At 47.8% G+C, this 18147-nt stretch carries 17 protein-coding genes; 3 read left to right on the top strand and 14 right to left on the bottom strand.

Annotated features, from left to right (window positions below):
- Positions 1-60: 60 nt before the first annotated feature.
- Both ACESZH_RS17240 and ACESZH_RS17245 read left to right on the top strand, forming a co-directional pair.
- Positions 61-1434 carry a sodium-dependent transporter gene (locus ACESZH_RS17240; RefSeq protein ID WP_373217939.1) on the top strand — a complete coding sequence of 458 codons (1374 nt, stop codon included), beginning with the start codon at positions 61-63 and terminating at the stop codon, positions 1432-1434.
- A gap of 74 nt (positions 1435-1508) precedes the next feature.
- Positions 1509-2744 carry a CapA family protein gene (locus ACESZH_RS17245; RefSeq protein ID WP_373217941.1) on the top strand — a complete coding sequence of 412 codons (1236 nt, stop codon included), beginning with the start codon at positions 1509-1511 and terminating at the stop codon, positions 2742-2744.
- A gap of 59 nt (positions 2745-2803) precedes the next feature.
- On the opposite strand, the gene queA is transcribed toward ACESZH_RS17245, so the two are convergent.
- The 8 genes from queA to larE form a co-directional block, all read right to left on the bottom strand.
- Positions 2804-3829: a tRNA preQ1(34) S-adenosylmethionine ribosyltransferase-isomerase QueA gene (queA, locus tag ACESZH_RS17250; protein WP_373217942.1), complete on the bottom strand. Its 1026-nt coding sequence runs from the start codon at positions 3827-3829 to the stop codon at positions 2804-2806.
- A complete protein-coding gene (gene trmD / locus ACESZH_RS17255) occupies positions 3826-4584 on the bottom strand; it encodes a tRNA (guanosine(37)-N1)-methyltransferase TrmD (protein ID WP_373217944.1) in 759 nt (252 codons plus the stop codon). The genes queA and trmD overlap by 4 nt, the downstream gene beginning before the upstream one ends.
- A complete protein-coding gene (gene rimM, locus ACESZH_RS17260) occupies positions 4585-5088 on the bottom strand; it encodes a ribosome maturation factor RimM (RefSeq protein WP_373217945.1) in 504 nt (167 codons plus the stop codon). It lies immediately after the preceding gene.
- A 94-nt stretch (positions 5089-5182) separates the two neighbouring features.
- Entirely contained in the window at positions 5183-5413 is a 231-nt protein-coding gene (locus ACESZH_RS17265; protein ID WP_373217946.1) for a KH domain-containing protein, read from the bottom strand.
- 59 nt (positions 5414-5472) lie between these two features.
- Positions 5473-5718 carry a 30S ribosomal protein S16 gene (gene rpsP / locus ACESZH_RS17270; RefSeq protein WP_373217949.1) on the bottom strand — a complete coding sequence of 82 codons (246 nt, stop codon included), beginning with the start codon at positions 5716-5718 and terminating at the stop codon, positions 5473-5475.
- Between the two features lie 53 nt (positions 5719-5771).
- Complete coding sequence (gene ffh, locus ACESZH_RS17275; RefSeq protein WP_373217950.1) at positions 5772-7121, bottom strand: signal recognition particle protein; 1350 nt, start codon at positions 7119-7121, stop codon at positions 5772-5774.
- Between the two features lie 3 nt (positions 7122-7124).
- On the bottom strand, positions 7125-7448 hold the full coding sequence (ylxM, locus tag ACESZH_RS17280) for a YlxM family DNA-binding protein (RefSeq protein WP_373217952.1): 324 nt from the start codon (positions 7446-7448) through the stop codon (positions 7125-7127).
- A gap of 183 nt (positions 7449-7631) precedes the next feature.
- Positions 7632-8435: an ATP-dependent sacrificial sulfur transferase LarE gene (larE, locus tag ACESZH_RS17285; protein WP_373217953.1), complete on the bottom strand. Its 804-nt coding sequence runs from the start codon at positions 8433-8435 to the stop codon at positions 7632-7634.
- Positions 8436-8633: 198 nt separating this feature from the next.
- On the opposite strand from larE, the gene ACESZH_RS17290 reads away from it, so the two are divergent.
- Positions 8634-9743, top strand: coding sequence for a DUF362 domain-containing protein (locus tag ACESZH_RS17290; RefSeq protein WP_373217954.1), 1110 nt, complete (start codon positions 8634-8636; stop codon positions 9741-9743).
- Between the two features lie 276 nt (positions 9744-10019).
- On the opposite strand, the gene ilvA is transcribed toward ACESZH_RS17290, so the two are convergent.
- From ilvA to ACESZH_RS17320, 6 genes are all read right to left on the bottom strand, one after another.
- Positions 10020-11231, bottom strand: a complete 1212-nt coding sequence (ilvA, locus tag ACESZH_RS17295; RefSeq protein WP_373217955.1) for a threonine ammonia-lyase — start codon at positions 11229-11231, stop codon at positions 10020-10022.
- Positions 11209-12171 (bottom strand): signal recognition particle-docking protein FtsY, encoded by a 963-nt coding sequence (gene ftsY, locus ACESZH_RS17300; RefSeq protein WP_373217956.1) that lies wholly within the window; start codon positions 12169-12171, stop codon positions 11209-11211. The genes ilvA and ftsY overlap by 23 nt, the downstream gene beginning before the upstream one ends.
- A gap of 15 nt (positions 12172-12186) precedes the next feature.
- Positions 12187-15747 (bottom strand): chromosome segregation protein SMC, encoded by a 3561-nt coding sequence (gene smc, locus ACESZH_RS17305; protein WP_373217957.1) that lies wholly within the window; start codon positions 15745-15747, stop codon positions 12187-12189.
- A gap of 13 nt (positions 15748-15760) precedes the next feature.
- Complete coding sequence (rnc, locus tag ACESZH_RS17310; protein ID WP_373217958.1) at positions 15761-16450, bottom strand: ribonuclease III; 690 nt, start codon at positions 16448-16450, stop codon at positions 15761-15763.
- A gap of 55 nt (positions 16451-16505) precedes the next feature.
- Complete coding sequence (gene plsX, locus ACESZH_RS17315) at positions 16506-17519, bottom strand: phosphate acyltransferase PlsX (protein WP_373217959.1); 1014 nt, start codon at positions 17517-17519, stop codon at positions 16506-16508.
- A 112-nt stretch (positions 17520-17631) separates the two neighbouring features.
- Complete coding sequence (locus ACESZH_RS17320; protein WP_373217960.1) at positions 17632-18135, bottom strand: NUDIX domain-containing protein; 504 nt, start codon at positions 18133-18135, stop codon at positions 17632-17634.
- Positions 18136-18147 lie beyond the last annotated feature (12 nt).

The following is an 18147-nucleotide window of genomic DNA, read 5'->3' on the forward strand; positions in this document are numbered from 1 at the left end:
GAAAATGGAAAAAATTCTTATACTCTTAAGAGACATAACACAAGGAGGAAAGAGATTGAAATGAAAGAAAGAGAAAAATTCTCATCCAGACTTGGTTTCATCCTGATTTCAGCAGGATGCGCCATCGGAATTGGAAATGTGTGGCGCTTTCCGTACATAACAGGGCAGTACGGCGGAGCCGCTTTTGTTCTTATCTACCTGTTGTTCCTGGTTATCCTCGGACTTCCGATCATGGTCATGGAATTTGCCGTCGGCCGTGCCAGCCAGCGTTCCGCCGCCAAAAGCTTCCATGTATTGGAGCCGAAAGGAACCAAATGGCATTTGTACAGCTACGGTGCCATGCTGGGAAATTATCTGCTTATGATGTTTTATACTACAGTAGGCGGCTGGATGCTGGCTTATTTTCTCAAAATGGCAAATGGAACCTTCACCGGAATGAATCCTGACGCAGTAGGCGGTGTTTTCAACGATCTGCTGGCCAGCCCGGGGGAAATGACATTCTGGATGGTTCTGGTAACCGTGCTGGGTTTTGGTATCTGCAGCATGGGCCTTCAAAAAGGTGTGGAGCGAATTACAAAGGTAATGATGGTCTGTCTTTTAACGATCATGATCGTTCTCGCCGTAAAAAGTATGACCCTTCCAAACAGTATGGAAGGACTGAAATTTTATCTGCTTCCTGATTTCGGGAGGTTAAAGGAGCAGGGGCTTGCCCAGGGAATCTATGCCGCCATGGGACAGGCATTTTTCACCCTGAGTCTTGGAATTGGCGCACTGGCTATCTTCGGCAGCTACATAGGCAAAGACCGGAGCCTTACAGGGGAAGCCATTCAGATTGCCGTCCTTGACACCTTTGTGGCCCTCATGGCCGGGCTGATCATCTTTCCCGCCTGCTTTTCCTTTGGTGTAGACCAGAGCCAGGGCGTGGGACTGGTGTTCGTCACCCTTCCCAATGTATTTAACCAGATGGCAGGAGGCCGCTTCTGGGGTGCGCTGTTCTTTATTTTTATGACCTTTGCCGCTCTTTCTACCATCATCGCAGTATTCGAAAATATTTTAAGCTTTGCCATGGATTTGTGGGGATGGAGCCGGAAAAAAGCCGTGCTGGTCAACAGTATCTCCATTTTACTGCTTTCCATGCCCTGTGTGTTAGGATTCAATATATGGAGCGGCATTCAGCCATTCGGACCCGGCAGTACCATTCAGGACCTGGAGGACTTTATTATTTCCAATAATCTCCTTCCTCTGGGAAGCCTTGTTTATCTTCTGTTCTGTATCACCCGCTATGGCTGGGGCTGGCAGAATTTTATCAGGGAAGCGGACTCCGGAGACGGCGTCAAATTTCCAAAATGGGCACGTCCATATCTTACCTTTGTGCTGCCCCTGATCGTACTTCTTATCTTTGTGATGGGATATTACGATAAGTTCTTTAAGTGATCAGCATTCCGGATATGAAGGAGGAGCGCTGTATCATTGCGACGCTTTACCAATGAAAAAGGAAGGAGTTTTCTATGCCCAGCTCGAAAAAGAAAAAAATGTACCGGAAATCCCGGTATTACCGCCAAAAGATGAGACGTCTTAAACTTATGCTGACATTCCTTGGAGCTGTCTTTCTCCTGCTTGTCATAATCCTGTGCGTCCGTTCCTGCGGGGCCGGAAATAAGGCAAAAAAAACAGACTCATCAAATGTCCAAAGTGATATGATAGAAAACGGCTCTCCGTCTGTTGATGGGAATGATTCCTCTCAGGATGATGAGCCATCCGATCATGCTCAGACGGAAAAAGCGTCTCTTCCTTCTGAGCCAGTAACGCTCACAGTAACCGTAGTCGGGGACTGTACTCTGGGCACAGACGAGAATTTCGACTATAGCTCCAGTCTCAACGCTTATTTTGAAAATTACGGAAAAGATTATTTTCTGCAGAATGTAAAAAGCATTTTTGAAAAGGATGACCTTACCATTGCCAATATGGAGGGAACCCTTACCGATTCCACAGCCCGGGAGGACAAGCAGTTTGCCTTTAAAGCTCCTGCTTCCTTTGCCGGAATCCTGTCCAGCGGCTCTGTGGAGGCTGTGAATATGGCAAATAACCACAGCAAAGATTATGGGGAGCAAAGCTTTCAGGATACCCTCACAGCTCTTGATGGGGAAGGCATTGTTCATTTTGGCTACGATGAGACAGCCGTTATGGAAATCAAAGGTATTAAGGTTGGCCTTGTAGGGATTTATGAGCTGTATGACCATCTTGAACGTGAGCAGCAGCTAAGGGACAACATCGAAAAGGTAAAATCCGAAGGTGCAGATCTTATCATTGTAATCTTCCACTGGGGAAATGAGAGGGAAACGGTTCCGGATTCCAACCAGATGACTCTGGGACGTATGGCCATTGATCTCGGTGCAGACCTGGTTTGCGGCCATCATCCTCACGTACTTCAGGGTATCGAAACCTATAAGGGAAAAAAGATTGTTTACAGTCTGGGAAATTTCTGCTTCGGAGGAAACAGCGCGCCCAGCGATATGGATACTATGATCTTCCAGCAGACCTTTACCATCATCGGTGACGGTGTGAAAAACGACGATAACACAGCCATTATCCCCTGCTCCATCTCTTCGGACTACGGTTACAATAACTACCAGCCTACTCCTGCGGAAGGCGATGAAAAAACACGTATCATGAACAAAATTGAAGAGCGCAGTTCCTGGATCGATACTTCCGATGCAAGTATGCCAGGACCGGGCGAATCATGAAATGATCACAGCCAGAAGATACCCCAGTGCACTGGGGTATCAAATTTCAGAAAACGGTGTTAAACGATAAGCATTGCATCTCCAAAGGAGAAAAATCTGTATCTTTCTCTTACAGCCTCCTCATATGCCCGCATAATATTCTCTTTTCCGGCCAGCGCAGAAACCAGCATCAAAAGAGTGGATTCCGGAAGATGGAAATTCGTGATCAGACCGTCAATGATTTTGAATTGATAGCCCGGATAGATAAATATCTCCGTCCACCCGCTTCCTGCCTTCAGGGTTCCATCCTCCCCGGCTGCAGACTCCAGAGTACGGCAACTTGTGGTTCCGACGGAAATCACACGGCCTCCGTTTTTCTTGGTATCATTGATCAGCTTTGCCTGATCTTCCTCCACAATATAAAACTCTGAGTGCATATGGTGGCTTTCCACATCATCTACCTTTACCGGACGGAAGGTTCCGAGTCCTACATGAAGGGTCACATGGGCAATTCGTACTCCCATCTCCTCCACCTTTTTCAGCAGCTCTTTCGTAAAATGCAGGCCCGCTGTAGGCGCTGCCGCAGAGCCTTCGTGCTTTGCATACACGGTCTGGTAACGGTTTTTGTCCTTTAATTTATGGGTAATATAAGGCGGCAGAGGCATTTCTCCAAGCTGGTCCAGGATTTCCTCAAAAATCCCCTCATAGTGAAACTGGATCAGACGGTTTCCCTCTTCAACCACATCTATAATTTCTCCCTTCAGGATACCGTCCCCAAAAATGATTTTTGCTCCGGGACGGGCTTTTTTTCCTGGCTTCACAAGGCATTCCCAGGTATCCTTCTCCTTTCTTTTCAAAAGAAGTATCTCGATCACTACCCCCGTGTCTTCCTTATGTCCGTAAAGCCTTGCAGGGATCACCTTTGTATCATTGATCACAAGACAATCCCCTGGTCTCAAAAACTCCAGAACATCCGTAAAATGATGATGGCTTATGCTTCCATCAGACATGGATAAGTGCATCAGGCGTGATGCACTTCTGTCCTCCAACGGATCCTGGGCAATCAGCTCCTGGGGCAAATCATAATAAAAATCAGAAGTTTTCATATTTTTTCGGCTTCCTCTTCTTTCCATTGTTTTCTTAACTGTCTTACAAAATTCCATTCCTTGTTTGTGAGATCAGCATTTTTCAACAGATCCGGTCTTCTCTTTGCAGTGCGGATAATGGATTGCTCCCTGCGCCATTTATCAATATTGGCGTGATGGCCGGACATCAGAACCTCCGGCACTTTTTTCCCATGCCATTCCTCAGGGCGGCTGTACTGGGGATATTCCAGCAGATTTCCTGCAAAGGATTCTGTTTCCCCGGACTCCTGGTTACTCAGGACTCCCGGCACCATCCTGGAAATAGAGTCCATCATTACCATGGCAGGAAGTTCCCCTCCTGTAAGAACATAATCCCCGATAGAAACATAATCCGTCACGATTTCTTCCAGCACACGCTCATCAATCCCTTCGTAGTGCCCGCACAGAAACACAAGATCCTCCTCCTGTGCCATTTCCCGTGCCATAGCCTGATGAAAAACCGTCCCCTGCGGTGTCAGGTATACCACTCTGGGTTTTCTGCCGATGCGTTCCGCAATCGACTGATATGCTAAATAAACAGGTTCCGCCTGCATCAGCATCCCGGCCCCTCCCCCGTAGGTATAATCATCCACCTTCTGATGCCTGTTAAAGGCAAAATCACGGATATTGACAGCCTCCACAGAGAGAAGCCCTCCTGCAATCGCTCTTCCCGTAATACTTGTATTCATGGCGGATTCAATCATCTCAGGAAACAAAGTCAATACATGGAAATTCATTTATATAAGTCCTTTCATTAAATGTACAGTCATCTTATTGCCTTCCACATCCACATCAAGGATACATTCATGAATTGCCGGAAGGAGAACCTCTTCGCCATCCTCCGTCCTTACCACATACACATCATTCGCTCCTGTTTCCATCACATCTTTTAAAGTGCCGAAACGTACTCCATCCTCAAGTATCACATCCATTCCGATCAAATCGGCAATATAATACTCATCCTCATCCAGCTCCTGCGCATCCTCCCGCGGAATCCACAGCTCTCTTCCCTTGTACATTTCAATGTCATTAATATTGTCAATTCCCTTAAATTTCAGGATTACAAGATTTTTAAAAAATTTCACATTCTGGATTTCCAGCTCCCGCATCTCTCTGCCCGCATCCAGCAGCACATGCGCCAGTTCCGTAAAACGCTCCGGTTCCGTTGTGGGGAACACCTTCACCTCTCCCCGGACTCCGTGCGTTGTGGTAATTACGCCGATTTTCAGTAAATCCTCCATATTCCTACTCCTTCATGTAAAATGGGTACAATTAACAAAACAGGAGCTATGTCTCCACAGCTCCTGAACGACGCCTGCTTTCGCACGCAGTATTTCATTGCAGAATATCCACAATCACTTTTTTGCTGCTTTTGGAAGAAGCCGCTTTCACTACGGTACGGATTGCCTTTGCAATTCTACCCTGACGTCCGATGACCTTGCCCATATCTGCAGGTCCGACTTTTAATTCAATGACAATAGCGTCATCCTTTTCTGTCTCGGTAACGACTACTTCATCCGGATTTTCAACAAGAGATTTTGCAATTACTTCTACTAATTCTTTCATTACATACCTCCCTGGTTCGTCCTCATTGGACGTCACAGAAATACCTTCTCAGGTAATTCTTATTTTTCGATTCCGGCCTGCTTGAAGATTTTTGCTACGATATCAGTCGGCTGAGCGCCTGCTGCCAGCCACTTCTTAGCTGCTTCCTCATCTACTTTGTATGCGCTTGGCTCCTGGTTCGGATCATAGGTTCCGATCTCATCGATACATCTTCCGTCACGTTTGCTGCGTGCATCTGCAACAACGATTCTATAAAAAGGTGCTTTCTTCTGTCCCATTCTTCTTAATCTGATCTTTACTGCCATTTTTTGTTTTCCTCCAATTTTTAATTATCTTTTTTGTTTAAATTATTTTTATGTTAAAAAGGAAGCTTGAAGCCGCCTCTTTTACCACCCATTTTGCCGCCCATCATACCGGGCATCTGCTTCATCATTTTCTTTCCCTGTTCAAACTGCTTCACAAGACGGTTAACCTCTGCAACTTCAACCCCTGCACCCTTTGCGATCCTGTTTTTGCGCGATATATTAAGAAGGTTCGGATTGCTTCGCTCCTGAGGTGTCATGGAAAGAATAATGGACTTGGTTCTGTTCATAGCACTTTCGTCGATCATTCCTTCAATGTCTTTCATCTTGCCGCCCATACCGGGAAGCATATTCAGAATGCTGGAGATACCTCCCATATTATTCATCTGCTCAAGGCTGGTGAGATAATCATTAAAATCAAAGTCCATTTTTTTCAGTTTTTTGGACATTTCCTGGGCTTTTTCCTGATCTACGGCCGCCTCTGCCTTTTCGATAAGGCTCATGACATCGCCCATACCAAGGATTCTGGAAGCCATTCTTTCCGGATAAAACTGCTCCAGGTCGGAAAGCTTCTCTCCCATGCCCACATAAAGAATGGGCTTTCCTGTAACTGCTTTGATAGAAAGGGCTGCACCGCCTCGCGTGTCACCATCCATCTTCGTCAGGATCACACCGTCAATACCAACCTTTTCGGAAAAAGTCTTTGCAACGTTTACAGCGTCCTGTCCTGTCATAGCATCTACCACAAGAACTGTGGCATCCACAGTCAGGTTTGCCTTTATATCAGCAAGCTCCTGCATCATATCCTCGTCAATATGCAGACGCCCTGCTGTATCGATAATAACTACATTCTGCTGATTTGCTTTCGCATGTTCAATGGATGCCTTTGCAATATCCACAGGCTTAAGTTTATCGCCCATAGAAAAAACTTCCACTCCCTGCTTCTCGCCGTTTACCTGCAACTGGGTGATCGCTGCCGGACGGTATACGTCACAGGCAACAAGAAGAGGCCGTTTGCCTTTTGATTTCAGTTTTCCGGCCAGCTTTGCTGCTGTGGTGGTCTTACCTGCGCCCTGAAGACCTGCCATCATGAGGATGGTCATATCGTTACCGGGCTTAACCGGAAGCTCTGTAGTCTCGCTGCCCATCAGGTTTACCAGTTCTTCATTAACAATCTTAATGACCATCTGACCGGGATTCAGTCCGTTCATCACATCCTGTCCCACGGCACGTTCCTGTACGGATTTGGTAAACTGTTTCACAACTTTAAAATTAACATCAGCCTCCAGAAGAGCCATCTTGACTTCCTTCAGGGCTATCTTTACATCCTCTTCCGTCAGCCTTCCTTTGCTTCGAAGCTTCTTGAATACATTCTGCAGTTTATCTGTCAAGCTTTCAAATGCCATCTATCATAACTCCTCTAAAATCACATTGCAGATTGCTGCAATTTCCCCGGCATTGCTTCCTGATGCAATCTGGTGGATACGCATCACCTGCTCACGGATTTTAATAAACCTCTCTACCAGGTGAAGCTTGCCTTCGTAATCAGCCAGTGCCTTATCGCAGCGTTTGATCATGTCATGCACCCCCTGGCGGCTGATGCCCAGTTCCTCAGCGACCTCGCTTAAAGAATAATCCTCCAGGACTACATTTTCATACACCTGCCGCTGCCGCTCTGTCAGAAGCTCTCCGTAAAAATCATATAACAGCGTGCGCTCTACAAACTTTTCCATGTGTAATCACCTTGAGTATCATACATGATTCCCGGAATGTTGTCAAGTGTTTTTTCTTGACAACATTATGAAAACTCTAACCGTTCAGCTCGCGCCATTCGCAAAACCGCACTTATGTGCTCTCCACTGCTTCGCAGTTCTTCTTGCTCATAATCCGGCTCTCCGCTCATAGCCGAACTGTTATCATAAATCCATACTTCCGCTGCGGAATCCTTCCAAATCTAATGTAATATAAGAACATCCCACCTTTTCCACAGCTTTCCGTATCTCCAAACAGCGCTCTGCTGCCAGTGTCAGTGCATCCCCATCCACCTCAAGTCTGAGAATCGTTCCGTGTACCCTTACCCTGACATTCTGAAAGCCCATTTTTCTCAGCTCTTCCTCCGCATTCTCAATGCGTTTCAAAAGTGCGGGATTCAGTTCTGCTCCATATGGAAGCCTTGTTGCCATGCAGGGCGCCGACGGCCTGTGTGCCACCTCTATTCCGTATTGGGAAGCCAGGGCGCGCACCTCCTCCTTGGTAATATGGCACTCTGCCAGAGGGCTTTTTACCCCCAGTTCCCGGACGGCCTTCAGACCTGGACGGTATACGTGAAGGTCATCCTCATTGCTGCCCTCCAGAAGCAGAGAAATTCCCTTTTCCCGGGCAAAGGCAAGCATTCTGCCGTAAAGCTCCTTTTTGCAGAGATAACAGCGGTTTACCGGATTGTTCCGGATTTCCGGAACAGCCAGTTCATCCAGCGTGATGACCTTATGGATTGCTCCGGTTTTTGCCAGAACCTTTCTGGCAATCTCCAGATCTGCCTTTGGATGGAGTACCGTATCCATAGTTAAGGCATACACCTTTTTTCCGTTTTTTTGTGCAGCCTCACAGGCCAGTACCAGAACAAGGCTGGAATCCACTCCCCCGGAAAAAGCTACGCACAGATCCTGCTGCCCGTATTCCTCAAACAAACGCAGAAGCTGCTCTCTATTATCTGAATTCATAAACATACCTTCCTATCCTCTTTTGCAGCAACGATGAGCATTAACACACCTCCCGGCCGGCTTTGTCTATGATACCATAAAAGGCTTGCCAATTCTACTTAAAACAAGTATTATTATTTATGAATTGAATTTCGGGTTACTGCTCATGCTGCAGCGTAAACCGTAACAATTTCAAATCAAAGGAGGGTTTTAAACAAAATGGAAAAAGCAAAAGTCTATTACACCAACATGCGTACCGGCTTTAACAACAATCTTCTGGAGAAGCTGACCCGCCTGATCAAGACTGCCGGAATCGGAAGTATTGACTTTGAGGGGAAATACACAGCCATCAAGATTCATTTCGGTGAGCCGGGAAACCTTGCCTATCTCCGTCCCAATTATGCCAAAGCGGTAGCTGATGTGGTAAAAGAACTGGGCGGCAAGCCTTTTTTGACAGACTGCAATACTTTATATGTAGGCGGACGAAAAAATGCCCTTGACCATATGGAAGCCGCATATACAAACGGCTTTTCTCCTTTTTCAACCGGATGCCACATTCTCATCGGTGACGGCCTGAAAGGAACAGATGAGGAATACGTTCCGGTAAAGGGCGGGGAATACATAAAAGAAGCAAAAATCGGGCGTGCTATTATGGATGCGGATGTTTTTATCTCCCTCACTCATTTCAAAGGCCATGAAGCCACAGGATTCGGCGGTACACTGAAAAACATTGGTATGGGCTGCGGCTCCCGCGCCGGTAAAATGGAGATGCACAGTGCCGGAAAGCCCCATATCAGCCAGAAGCATTGCATTGGCTGCCACCGCTGTGAAAAAATATGCGCCCACGGCGCCCCTTACTTTGTAGACAATAAGGCAAGCATTGACCATGACAAATGCGTAGGCTGCGGCAGATGTATCGGCGTCTGTCCGAAGGATGCCGTGCGGCCTGCTTCCGATGAGTCCAATGATATTTTAAACTGCAAGATTGCTGAATACACCAAGGCAGTTGTGGACGGACGTCCGAATTTCCATATCAGCCTGGTTATTGATGTTTCGCCTTACTGCGACTGTCATGCGGAGAATGATGCGGCCATCGTACCGGATGTGGGATTCTTCGCTTCCTTTGACCCGGTAGCTCTGGATGTGGCATGTGCGGATGCAGTGAATGCACAGCCGGTCATTTCCAACACAGTGCTGTCGGAAGCGGATCATGAAGGGCATGATCACTTTGGAGCTGTTTCCCCGGCAACCAATTGGAAAGTTGCGATTGAGCATGCTAAGAAGATTGGGGTGGGGACGGATGAGTATGAGTTGATTGAGGTGAAGTAAGCGAGGGGGAAAGCTCGGAGAGCGAAGGCCGCATTCCCCCTCGCGCTCCCCCTTTTGGCCCGCTTGTGAGTGGAACTTTTGTTCCTGGAATGTTTGCGAAATAAACAGTGAAGATTTAAGAAAAAAGACCAGGAAGGTTCTTGTAAGGGTTCTTCCTGGTCTTTTCTTGTATGCTTGTTTTGTAAAGCAGTGATCATACAGTCAAATGGATATGCGCGCATGTCCGCTTGGCTCATTGCTCGTGGGAATGAATCGTGACTGACCATAACTCAGTGCTTACAGGCTGGTGCGGATTACTTTGGGGCGGCAGCCGGCGTCTTCTAGGGCTTTTACGATTTGGTTTTTGTGGTCGGTGCCGAAGGCTTCCATGGTGATCTTTAGTTCAACGGCTGCGTTGCGGTTGGTGCTTACAAACTGGTTGTGGTCCAGTTTGATGACATTGCCCTGGTTTTCGGAGATGATGGTGGCAACGCGTACCAGTTCGCCGGGCTTGTCGGGGATCAGTACGGAGACAGTGAAAATTCTGTCGCGCTGGATCAGGCCGTGCTGTACTACGGAGGACATGGTAATCACGTCCATGTTTCCGCCGCTTAGGATAGAAACGACTTTTTTGTTTTTGAAGTCAAGGTGGCGCAGGGCGGCTACGGTGAGAAGACCGGAGTTTTCTACGATCATCTTGTGATTCTCTACCATGTCAAGGAAGGCGACGATCAGCTCATCATCTTCTACCGTGATGATGCCGTCCAGATTTTCCTGGATATATGGGAAAATGTTTTCGCCTGGGCGCTGTACGGCAGTGCCGTCTGCTATGGTGTTTACATGGGGGAGGGTTACGACTTCGTTTCTGTCAAGGGATGCCTTCATGCAGGCTGCTCCTGCCGGTTCCACACCGATCACTTTAATGTGAGGATTCAGGAGCTTTGCAAGGGTGGAAACACCGGTTGCAAGGCCGCCGCCTCCGATGGGAACGAGAATGTAATCTACAAGGGGCAGCTCCTGTACGATTTCCATGGCAATAGTTCCCTGTCCGGTTGCCACTGCCAGATCATCAAAGGGGTGGATGAAGGTATATCCTTTTTCTTCTGCCAGCTTCAGTGCATAGGCACAGGATTCATCGTATACATCGCCGTAAAGGATGACTTCCGCGCCATAGCTTTTGGTGCGCTCTACTTTGATAAGCGGCGTGGTATTTGGCATGACGATCACAGCCTTTGCCTTATATTTCTGAGCTGCATAGGCAACTCCCTGGGCATGGTTGCCCGCGGATGCTGCGATCAATCCCCTGTCTCTTTCCTCCTGGGAAAGGGTGCTGATCTTGTAATAGGCACCGCGGACCTTGTAGGCCCCGGTGCGCTGCATATTTTCCGGTTTAAAGAATACTTTGTTTCCTGTCAGGTCAGAAAAGTAGCTGCTCTTGATCAGCTTTGTCTCCTGGGTGACTTTCTTTACAATTTCCGATGCTTCCTCAAAACTCTCCAGTGTAAGCATTTTTCGTTTCCTCCTCGATGTCAAACAGTGCATTTACAAATGAATTTGCGTCAAACTTCTGTAAATCGTCGATGCTCTCGCCAACGCCGATGTATTTTACCGGGATATCCAGCTCAGACTGGATAGCTACCGCGATTCCACCCTTAGCAGTTCCGTCCAGCTTAGTCAGAATAATGCCGCTTACGTTGGCAACCTCTGCAAACTGCTTTGCCTGAACCATGGCATTCTGACCTGTGGTACCGTCCAGTACCACCAGCGTTTCCAGATATGCTTCCGGGTATTCCTTTTCCAGGATCCTGTATATCTTGCGCAGTTCTTCCATCAGATTCTTTTTATTATGAAGCCTTCCTGCCGTGTCACAGATCAGCACATCCGCATTCCTTGCCTTGGCTGCTGCCACTGCATCGTAAACTACGGAAGCCGGATCTGCACCGGACTGACCGCCGATAATGTCCACTCCTGCACGGTTCGCCCACTGTGTGAGCTGCTCCCCTGCTGCTGCACGGAAGGTATCCGCAGCCGCCAGAATGACTTTCTTCCCCTGCTCCTTCAGCTTTCCTGCAAGCTTTCCGACAGAAGTGGTCTTTCCCACTCCGTTGACGCCGATCACCAGGATTACGGATTTGCGGTTCTCAAACTCATATTCCGTGCTGTCTACGTACATCTGCTCCTTGATACTGTTGATCAGAAGCTGCTTGCATTCCATCGGGTCCTTAATGTGCTTCTCAGAAACCTGATTTTTCAGATTTTCCAATATGGAGGTAGTGGCGTTGATGCCGATATCCCCCATGATCAGGATTTCCTCAAGCTCCTCATAAAAATCATCATCTATGCTGGAATAACTGCTGAAAAGAGAATCAAATCCAGCAACGATATTATCTCTGGTCTTTGTCAATCCGCTTACCAGACGTTTAAAAAAACCTTTCTTCTCTTCTGCCATCGCGTTTCTCCTCCTCTACTGTGTCAACTGATTTTCCACAAGATCTACGGAAACAAGGGTTGACACACCTTTTTCCTGCATGGTGATACCATACAGCCTGTCCGCTGCATTCATCGTACCACGCCTATGAGTTATTATAATAAATTGTGTGTTCTTCGTCAACTTCTGCAGATAACCTGCAAAACGTCCCACGTTGGAATCATCCAGCGCCGCTTCGATCTCATCCAGTAGACAGAAGGGCGATGGCTTCAGATTCTGAATGGCAAACAAAAGAGCAATGGCTGTCAGTGCCTTTTCCCCACCGGAAAGCTGCATCATATTCTGAAGCTTTTTGCCCGGCGGCTGGGAAATGATCTTAATTCCTGCCTCCAGGATATCCACATCCTCTTCCAGCTCCAGTGTTCCTTTTCCGCCGCCGAAAAGCTCACGGAACGCCTTGTCAAACTCTCTCTGGATATCCTTGAACTTTTCGGAAAACTGTCTGCGCATTCCCTCATCCAGCTCTTTTATAATGCTCTCAAGCTGCGCTTCAGCAGTTTTTAAATCCTCGTACTGTGCTGACATGAAAGAATGACGCTCGGACAGCTCCTTATATTCTTCAATGGCATTTACATTGACGTTACCAAGCTTCCGGATCTCGTCCTTTAACTGGTGAATCTGCTTTTTCATTTCCTTTATATCCGTCAGCTCTTCTTTTTTATACTGCAGTGCGCTGTTGGGCGTGATCTCATACTCCTGCCACAAATACGAAATCTGTGACTCCCTGTTTTCCTCCAGCCTGTCCATCTGACTTTTCAGGCGGTAGCATTCTTTATCCAAAAGTGAAATCTGTGAGGAAAGCTCGTCTCTCTTTTCGAAAAAGGTCTTATGCTTTGCATTTTTTTCATCCTTTTCCTTCTGCCAAAGCTCCAAATGCCCTCTGGCTTCTTCCTCCTGGGAGGCAAAGCCTGCAATGGCGCTTTTCAGGTCCTCAATGGTCTCACGCTTTTTCTCTATTTCCTGTCCACCCTGCTCCAGAATTTCACCAATGTCCGATTTTTCCTGTTCCAGTGCTTCCATCTCAGACATAAGTCGGGAAAGATTTTCGGAAACAAAGCTCTCTTTTTGCTCCACTGTGGTCGCTTCCAGACGGAGAGCTTCCACTTCCCCGGAAACCGCCAGCTCATCGTTTTTCCAGTCATCAAGCTCCTTCTGCCTTGTTTCAATAAAGGTCTGCAGCTCTTCCTCATCCTTTTTCGATGCCTCCAATTCTTCCGCGATCCTGTCATGGTCCTCCTGAACCTCTTCCACCTGGCGGCGGATTTCTGCCTGGTCACGCTGTATCCGGACATATCCGGCCTTGATCTCCTCAGCCTTTTCCTCCAATTGGGAAATATTCATGCTTGCAGTGTTCTGCTCCACATACTGGCGACGCAGCTTTTCCTGAAGGTCTGCAATAGTATCACGCATCACATTCCTCTTGCTGCGGTTCTCATCAATAGCCTTCTGCATATCCGCCATATCTTTTTTCAAAGCCTTGACGCTTGCCTCCAGCTCCTCGATCTCACGCCGCCGTCCCAAAAGATTACTGTTATTTTTAAAGGCACCGCCTGTCATGGAACCGCCGGGACTTAAAGATTCACCCTCAATGGTAACCATTCTCAGACTGTAGCGGTATTTCCTCGCAATGGCAATGGCGTGGTCGATATGGTCCACCACCAGCACTCGTCCCAAAAGATATTTGGTAAGTCCTATGTACTCCGGTCCGGCTGTCACCAGGTCACTTGCGATCCCAATGACTCCCGGCTCCTTCAGAGCCTCTCTCTGGTTAAATTCCCCTCTCGCACTGATACTGCTTAGCGGCAGGAAGGTCGCCCTTCCGTATCGGTTTTTCTTTAAAAATTCAATCATCTGCTTGGCAGTCTGCTCATTATCCGTCACAATGTTCTGGATACTTCCTCCAAGGGCAGTCTCAATGGCGATCTCGTACTCCTTATTTACCTGGATCAGATCTGCCACAACACCTTTTATGCCTTTCACACGGTCCTTTTGCTCCATCACACGGCGGATGCTGTTTCCATAACCGTCATACCGCTCCGTAATGTTCTTTAAGGACTCCAGCCTGGACTCCTCACGATGATATGCCGTCTGACCGATCTCCATCTGGGCATTCTGCTTTTTCAATTCATCCGTCAGTCTGTGAACTTCTTTATCCAGCCGTTCACATTCCCCGTTCATATTACCTATCAGTTCGGTAATGGCATTGTGTTCCGACCTTGCCCGTTTCATGGCAGACTGCTGTTCTTCCTCTTCCGTCTTCAGATGCAGGATCCTCTGGCTGATCTCAGATTTGCGGATGCCGATCTGCTCCATCAGAGTATCGAAATGCTGCGCCTTTCCTTTTGTGGTGGCACGGGAATTCAGGATTTCAATGATCTCATTCTTTCCGTTTTCCACTGCCTCGGTACAGTCCTGGATTTCCGCCTGGATATTTTTCAGATGTTCCTCCTGGGCTTTCAGCTTCCTGCGCGCCTCCAGCAAGGTACCGTGCAGCTCTGACTTCTCCTGTTCCAGTTCTGTAAGAGACTGCTGCCGTTTGCCGGACTCCTCCTGAATGACTGTGAGGCGGCTCTGGTAGTGCTCCTCACTTTGCAGACCTGCAGTTATCTGCTCCTGCAAAACCTTGATCTCGCCGTCAAGCTGCTGTCTGCGGAGAGCTTTATTCTGAGCCTCTTCCCGCATCGCATCCATTTTTTTGTTTAATTCTTCCAGCTCCGTCTCCAGACGCTCGTATTCTACCTTTGTCTGCTCGTAATCCTCCTGGGTCCTCTCAAGCTGCTCTCTGGCAGTTTCATTCTTTTCTCCCAGCTCTTCTAACTGCCGGGTAACCTCTGCGCTTTCTGCCAGAAACATATTGACATCCAGCTCACGCAGGCTGTCCCGCTTGGAAAGATATATTCTTGCCGTTTCAGACTGATGCTCCAATGGTCCACGCCGTCTGGTCAGTTCACTTAAAATATCCGTGACGCGCAACAGGTTTTGCTGCTCCTCCTCCAGCTTTTTGATGGTGGTATTTTTTCTTCTTTTATATTTTACGATACCTGCAGCCTCATCAAAAAGTTCACGCCGCTCCTCAGGCTTACCGCTTAAGATCTTGTCAATCTGGCCCTGCCCGATAATGGAATAGCCTTCCTTGCCGATACCGGTATCGTAGAACATCTCATTGATATCCTTCAGCCTGCAGGTGCTTCCATTGATCAGGTATTCGCTCTCACCGGAGCGGTACAGACGCCTTGTCACTGTCACCTCGTTATAATCGATGGGAAGCTTGTGATCTCCATTATCCAGAGTGATCGCCACAGACGCAAAGCTTAAGGGCTTTCTGGTTTCTGTACCGGAAAAAATAACATCCTGCATGTTTCCCCCTCGAAGCTGCTTGGCGCTCTGCTCTCCAAGCACCCAACGCACAGCATCGGCAACGTTGCTTTTTCCGCTGCCGTTTGGGCCCACAATGCCGGTTATGCCGTTATGAAATTCAAAATTAATTTTCTGGGCAAATGATTTAAACCCATGCACTTCAATATTTTTTAAATACATAGCCTTGGAATCCCTACCGTTCGTCTTTCAATTTGCGGATGGCCATATAAGCAGCAGCCTGCTCTGCGGCCTTTTTTGTGTGTCCGGTACCGCTTCCCATTACCTCCGCGTTTACCAGTACCTCCACCGTAAAGCTTTTATTATGGTCAGGCCCCTCTTCCTTTGTAAGGCGGTACTCTACCATGTGATTTGATCTTTCCTGGACAATTTCCTGCAGGATGGTCTTGCTATCATAAAAGAGCTGTTTATGCTCCATATCATTTAAGATAAAGTTCAGCACAAACTCCTTTGCACTAGCAAAACCACCGTCCAGATAGATAGCCCCCAAAAGAGCCTCTGTAGCGTCTGATACAATAGAATCACGGTTCCTGCCGCCTGTCATATCCTCTCCCTTTCCCAACAGAAGATACTGCGGAAGGTCAAATTCCCTGGCGCAGAATGCAAGGCTTGGCTCACACACAAGGCTTGCGCGCTTCTTTGTCAGCTCTCCTTCCGGAATCTGCGGGAATTTTTTATACAGGTAATCGCTGCTGATCAGCTCCAGCACCGCATCCCCTAAAAACTCCAAACGCTCATTGCAGCCAATCTTTCCCAGCTTTTTCTCATTGGCATAAGAGCTGTGGGTCATGGCCTGAGTCAGCAGACGCCGATTGTTAAAGCGGTAGCCAATACGTTCCTCCAATGCTTCTAACTTTTTTTCCATTTCCGTTTCCTCCTGCATAGCAAAGGGTGCTGGAAACAGCACCCTGCCAACTGTTTTATGCATCCTCATTGATGCGTTCTGCTATCTTCTCATTTATTTTTTCCTGTTTAAACTGCACACACTGGAAAATAGCATGCTTGATCTCAACAGCCTTTGCACTTCCATGTGTCTTTACAACAAGCCCTTTCAGTCCCAGAAGGGGTGCACCGCCGTATTCGCTGGCATCAAAAGCCTTCATCGTTTCCTTCAGGGCGGGTTTGATCAAAACTGCTCCCACTTTGCTGCGCGGTGTGCTCATAAGCCCGGCCTTGATCATTTTTAAGAGCGTAGCTCCCAGACCTTCATAAAGCTTCAGGATCACATTTCCAACAAATGCCTCACATACCACCACGTCCGCATAGCCAGCCGGAATATCCCTGGCCTCGATGCTGCCGATAAAATTAATACCCTCGCATTCCTTTAAGAGCGGGAAGGTTTCTTTTACAAGGGCATTCCCCTTTTCCTCCTCTGCGCCGTTATTTACAATGGCAACACGGGGATTTTTGATTCCCACCACGTTTTCCATGTAAATGGCGCCCATCTTTGCAAACTGCACCAGATGGGAGGGACGTGCATCCACGTTTGCACCGCAGTCAATCAAAAGGGACACTCCCTTTTCCGTAGGAATCAGCGGTGCAAGGGGCGGGCGCTCCACACCTTTGCTCCTGCCTACCAAAACCTGGCCGCCTACCAGGATCGCTCCTGTACTGCCGGAGGAAACAAAGGCATCTGCCTCCTGCTTCTTTACCATATTCAGCCCTACCACAATGGAAGAATCCTTCTTTTTCCGGATTGCCATGACCGGTGCTTCCGCCGTTTCAATGACCTCTGTGGTGTTTACCACACGGATTCTTTCTTTGGGGTAATTCTGATATTTGCTTAATTCTTTTTCAATAGCATCCTGCTTTCCCGTAAGGATGACCTGGATGTCGCTTCTCTCTGTTACCGCCTCCACAGCACCCTTTACAGGCTCTGCCGGCGCGTGATCACCGCCCATGGCGTCTACCACAACTCTGACTGTCTCTGCCATATTTTCCTCCTGTACCGTTCCTGAAGCACGGTTTTACACTACTATGAAACCTTAACCCTTATCATACTAAAAAAATGGGCTAAAAGTCAATAGAATCACACGATGGTTTCCATTAGTTTTTAAAATAGGACTCATCCAGCGGCAGCGGAATTTCTTTTCCATCCAGAACAGCCTCCGTAAGCTCGTCTCCCTTGTAGGTCAGCTTTAAGGAAAAGAAGGGCGCTTCCTCTCTCAAAAGCTTGAGAAAAATATGATCTCCTATCCACATATTCAGCTTTCCCAGATCCTTTTTCGGTACCCACTCAAGGGTCCCCTCACTGCATTCTCGCAGTTCTCCTTCGAATCCATGCGCCGTGTACATGCACATATACTCCGTGCCAAAGCCCTCCTGGGTAAAGGTGACGATACCGCGGAAACGCCAGGCTGTCAAGGTCAGTCCCGTTTCCTCCAGAGCTTCCCGCAAAAGACACTCCTCCGGGCTTTCTCCCTGTTCAAAATGACCGCCGATTCCGATCCATTTATCTTTGTTGACATCGTTCTTCTTTGAAATCCGGTGAAGCATCAAATAAGCATCATCCTTCTCCACATAACAGTGGGTTGTAAGCGGACTTTTCATATATCAGTCCCT

The organism is Ruminococcus sp. 5_1_39BFAA (assembly GCF_964240875.1).
In the GTDB taxonomy this organism is placed as follows: Bacteria; Bacillota; Clostridia; order Lachnospirales; family Lachnospiraceae; genus Blautia_A.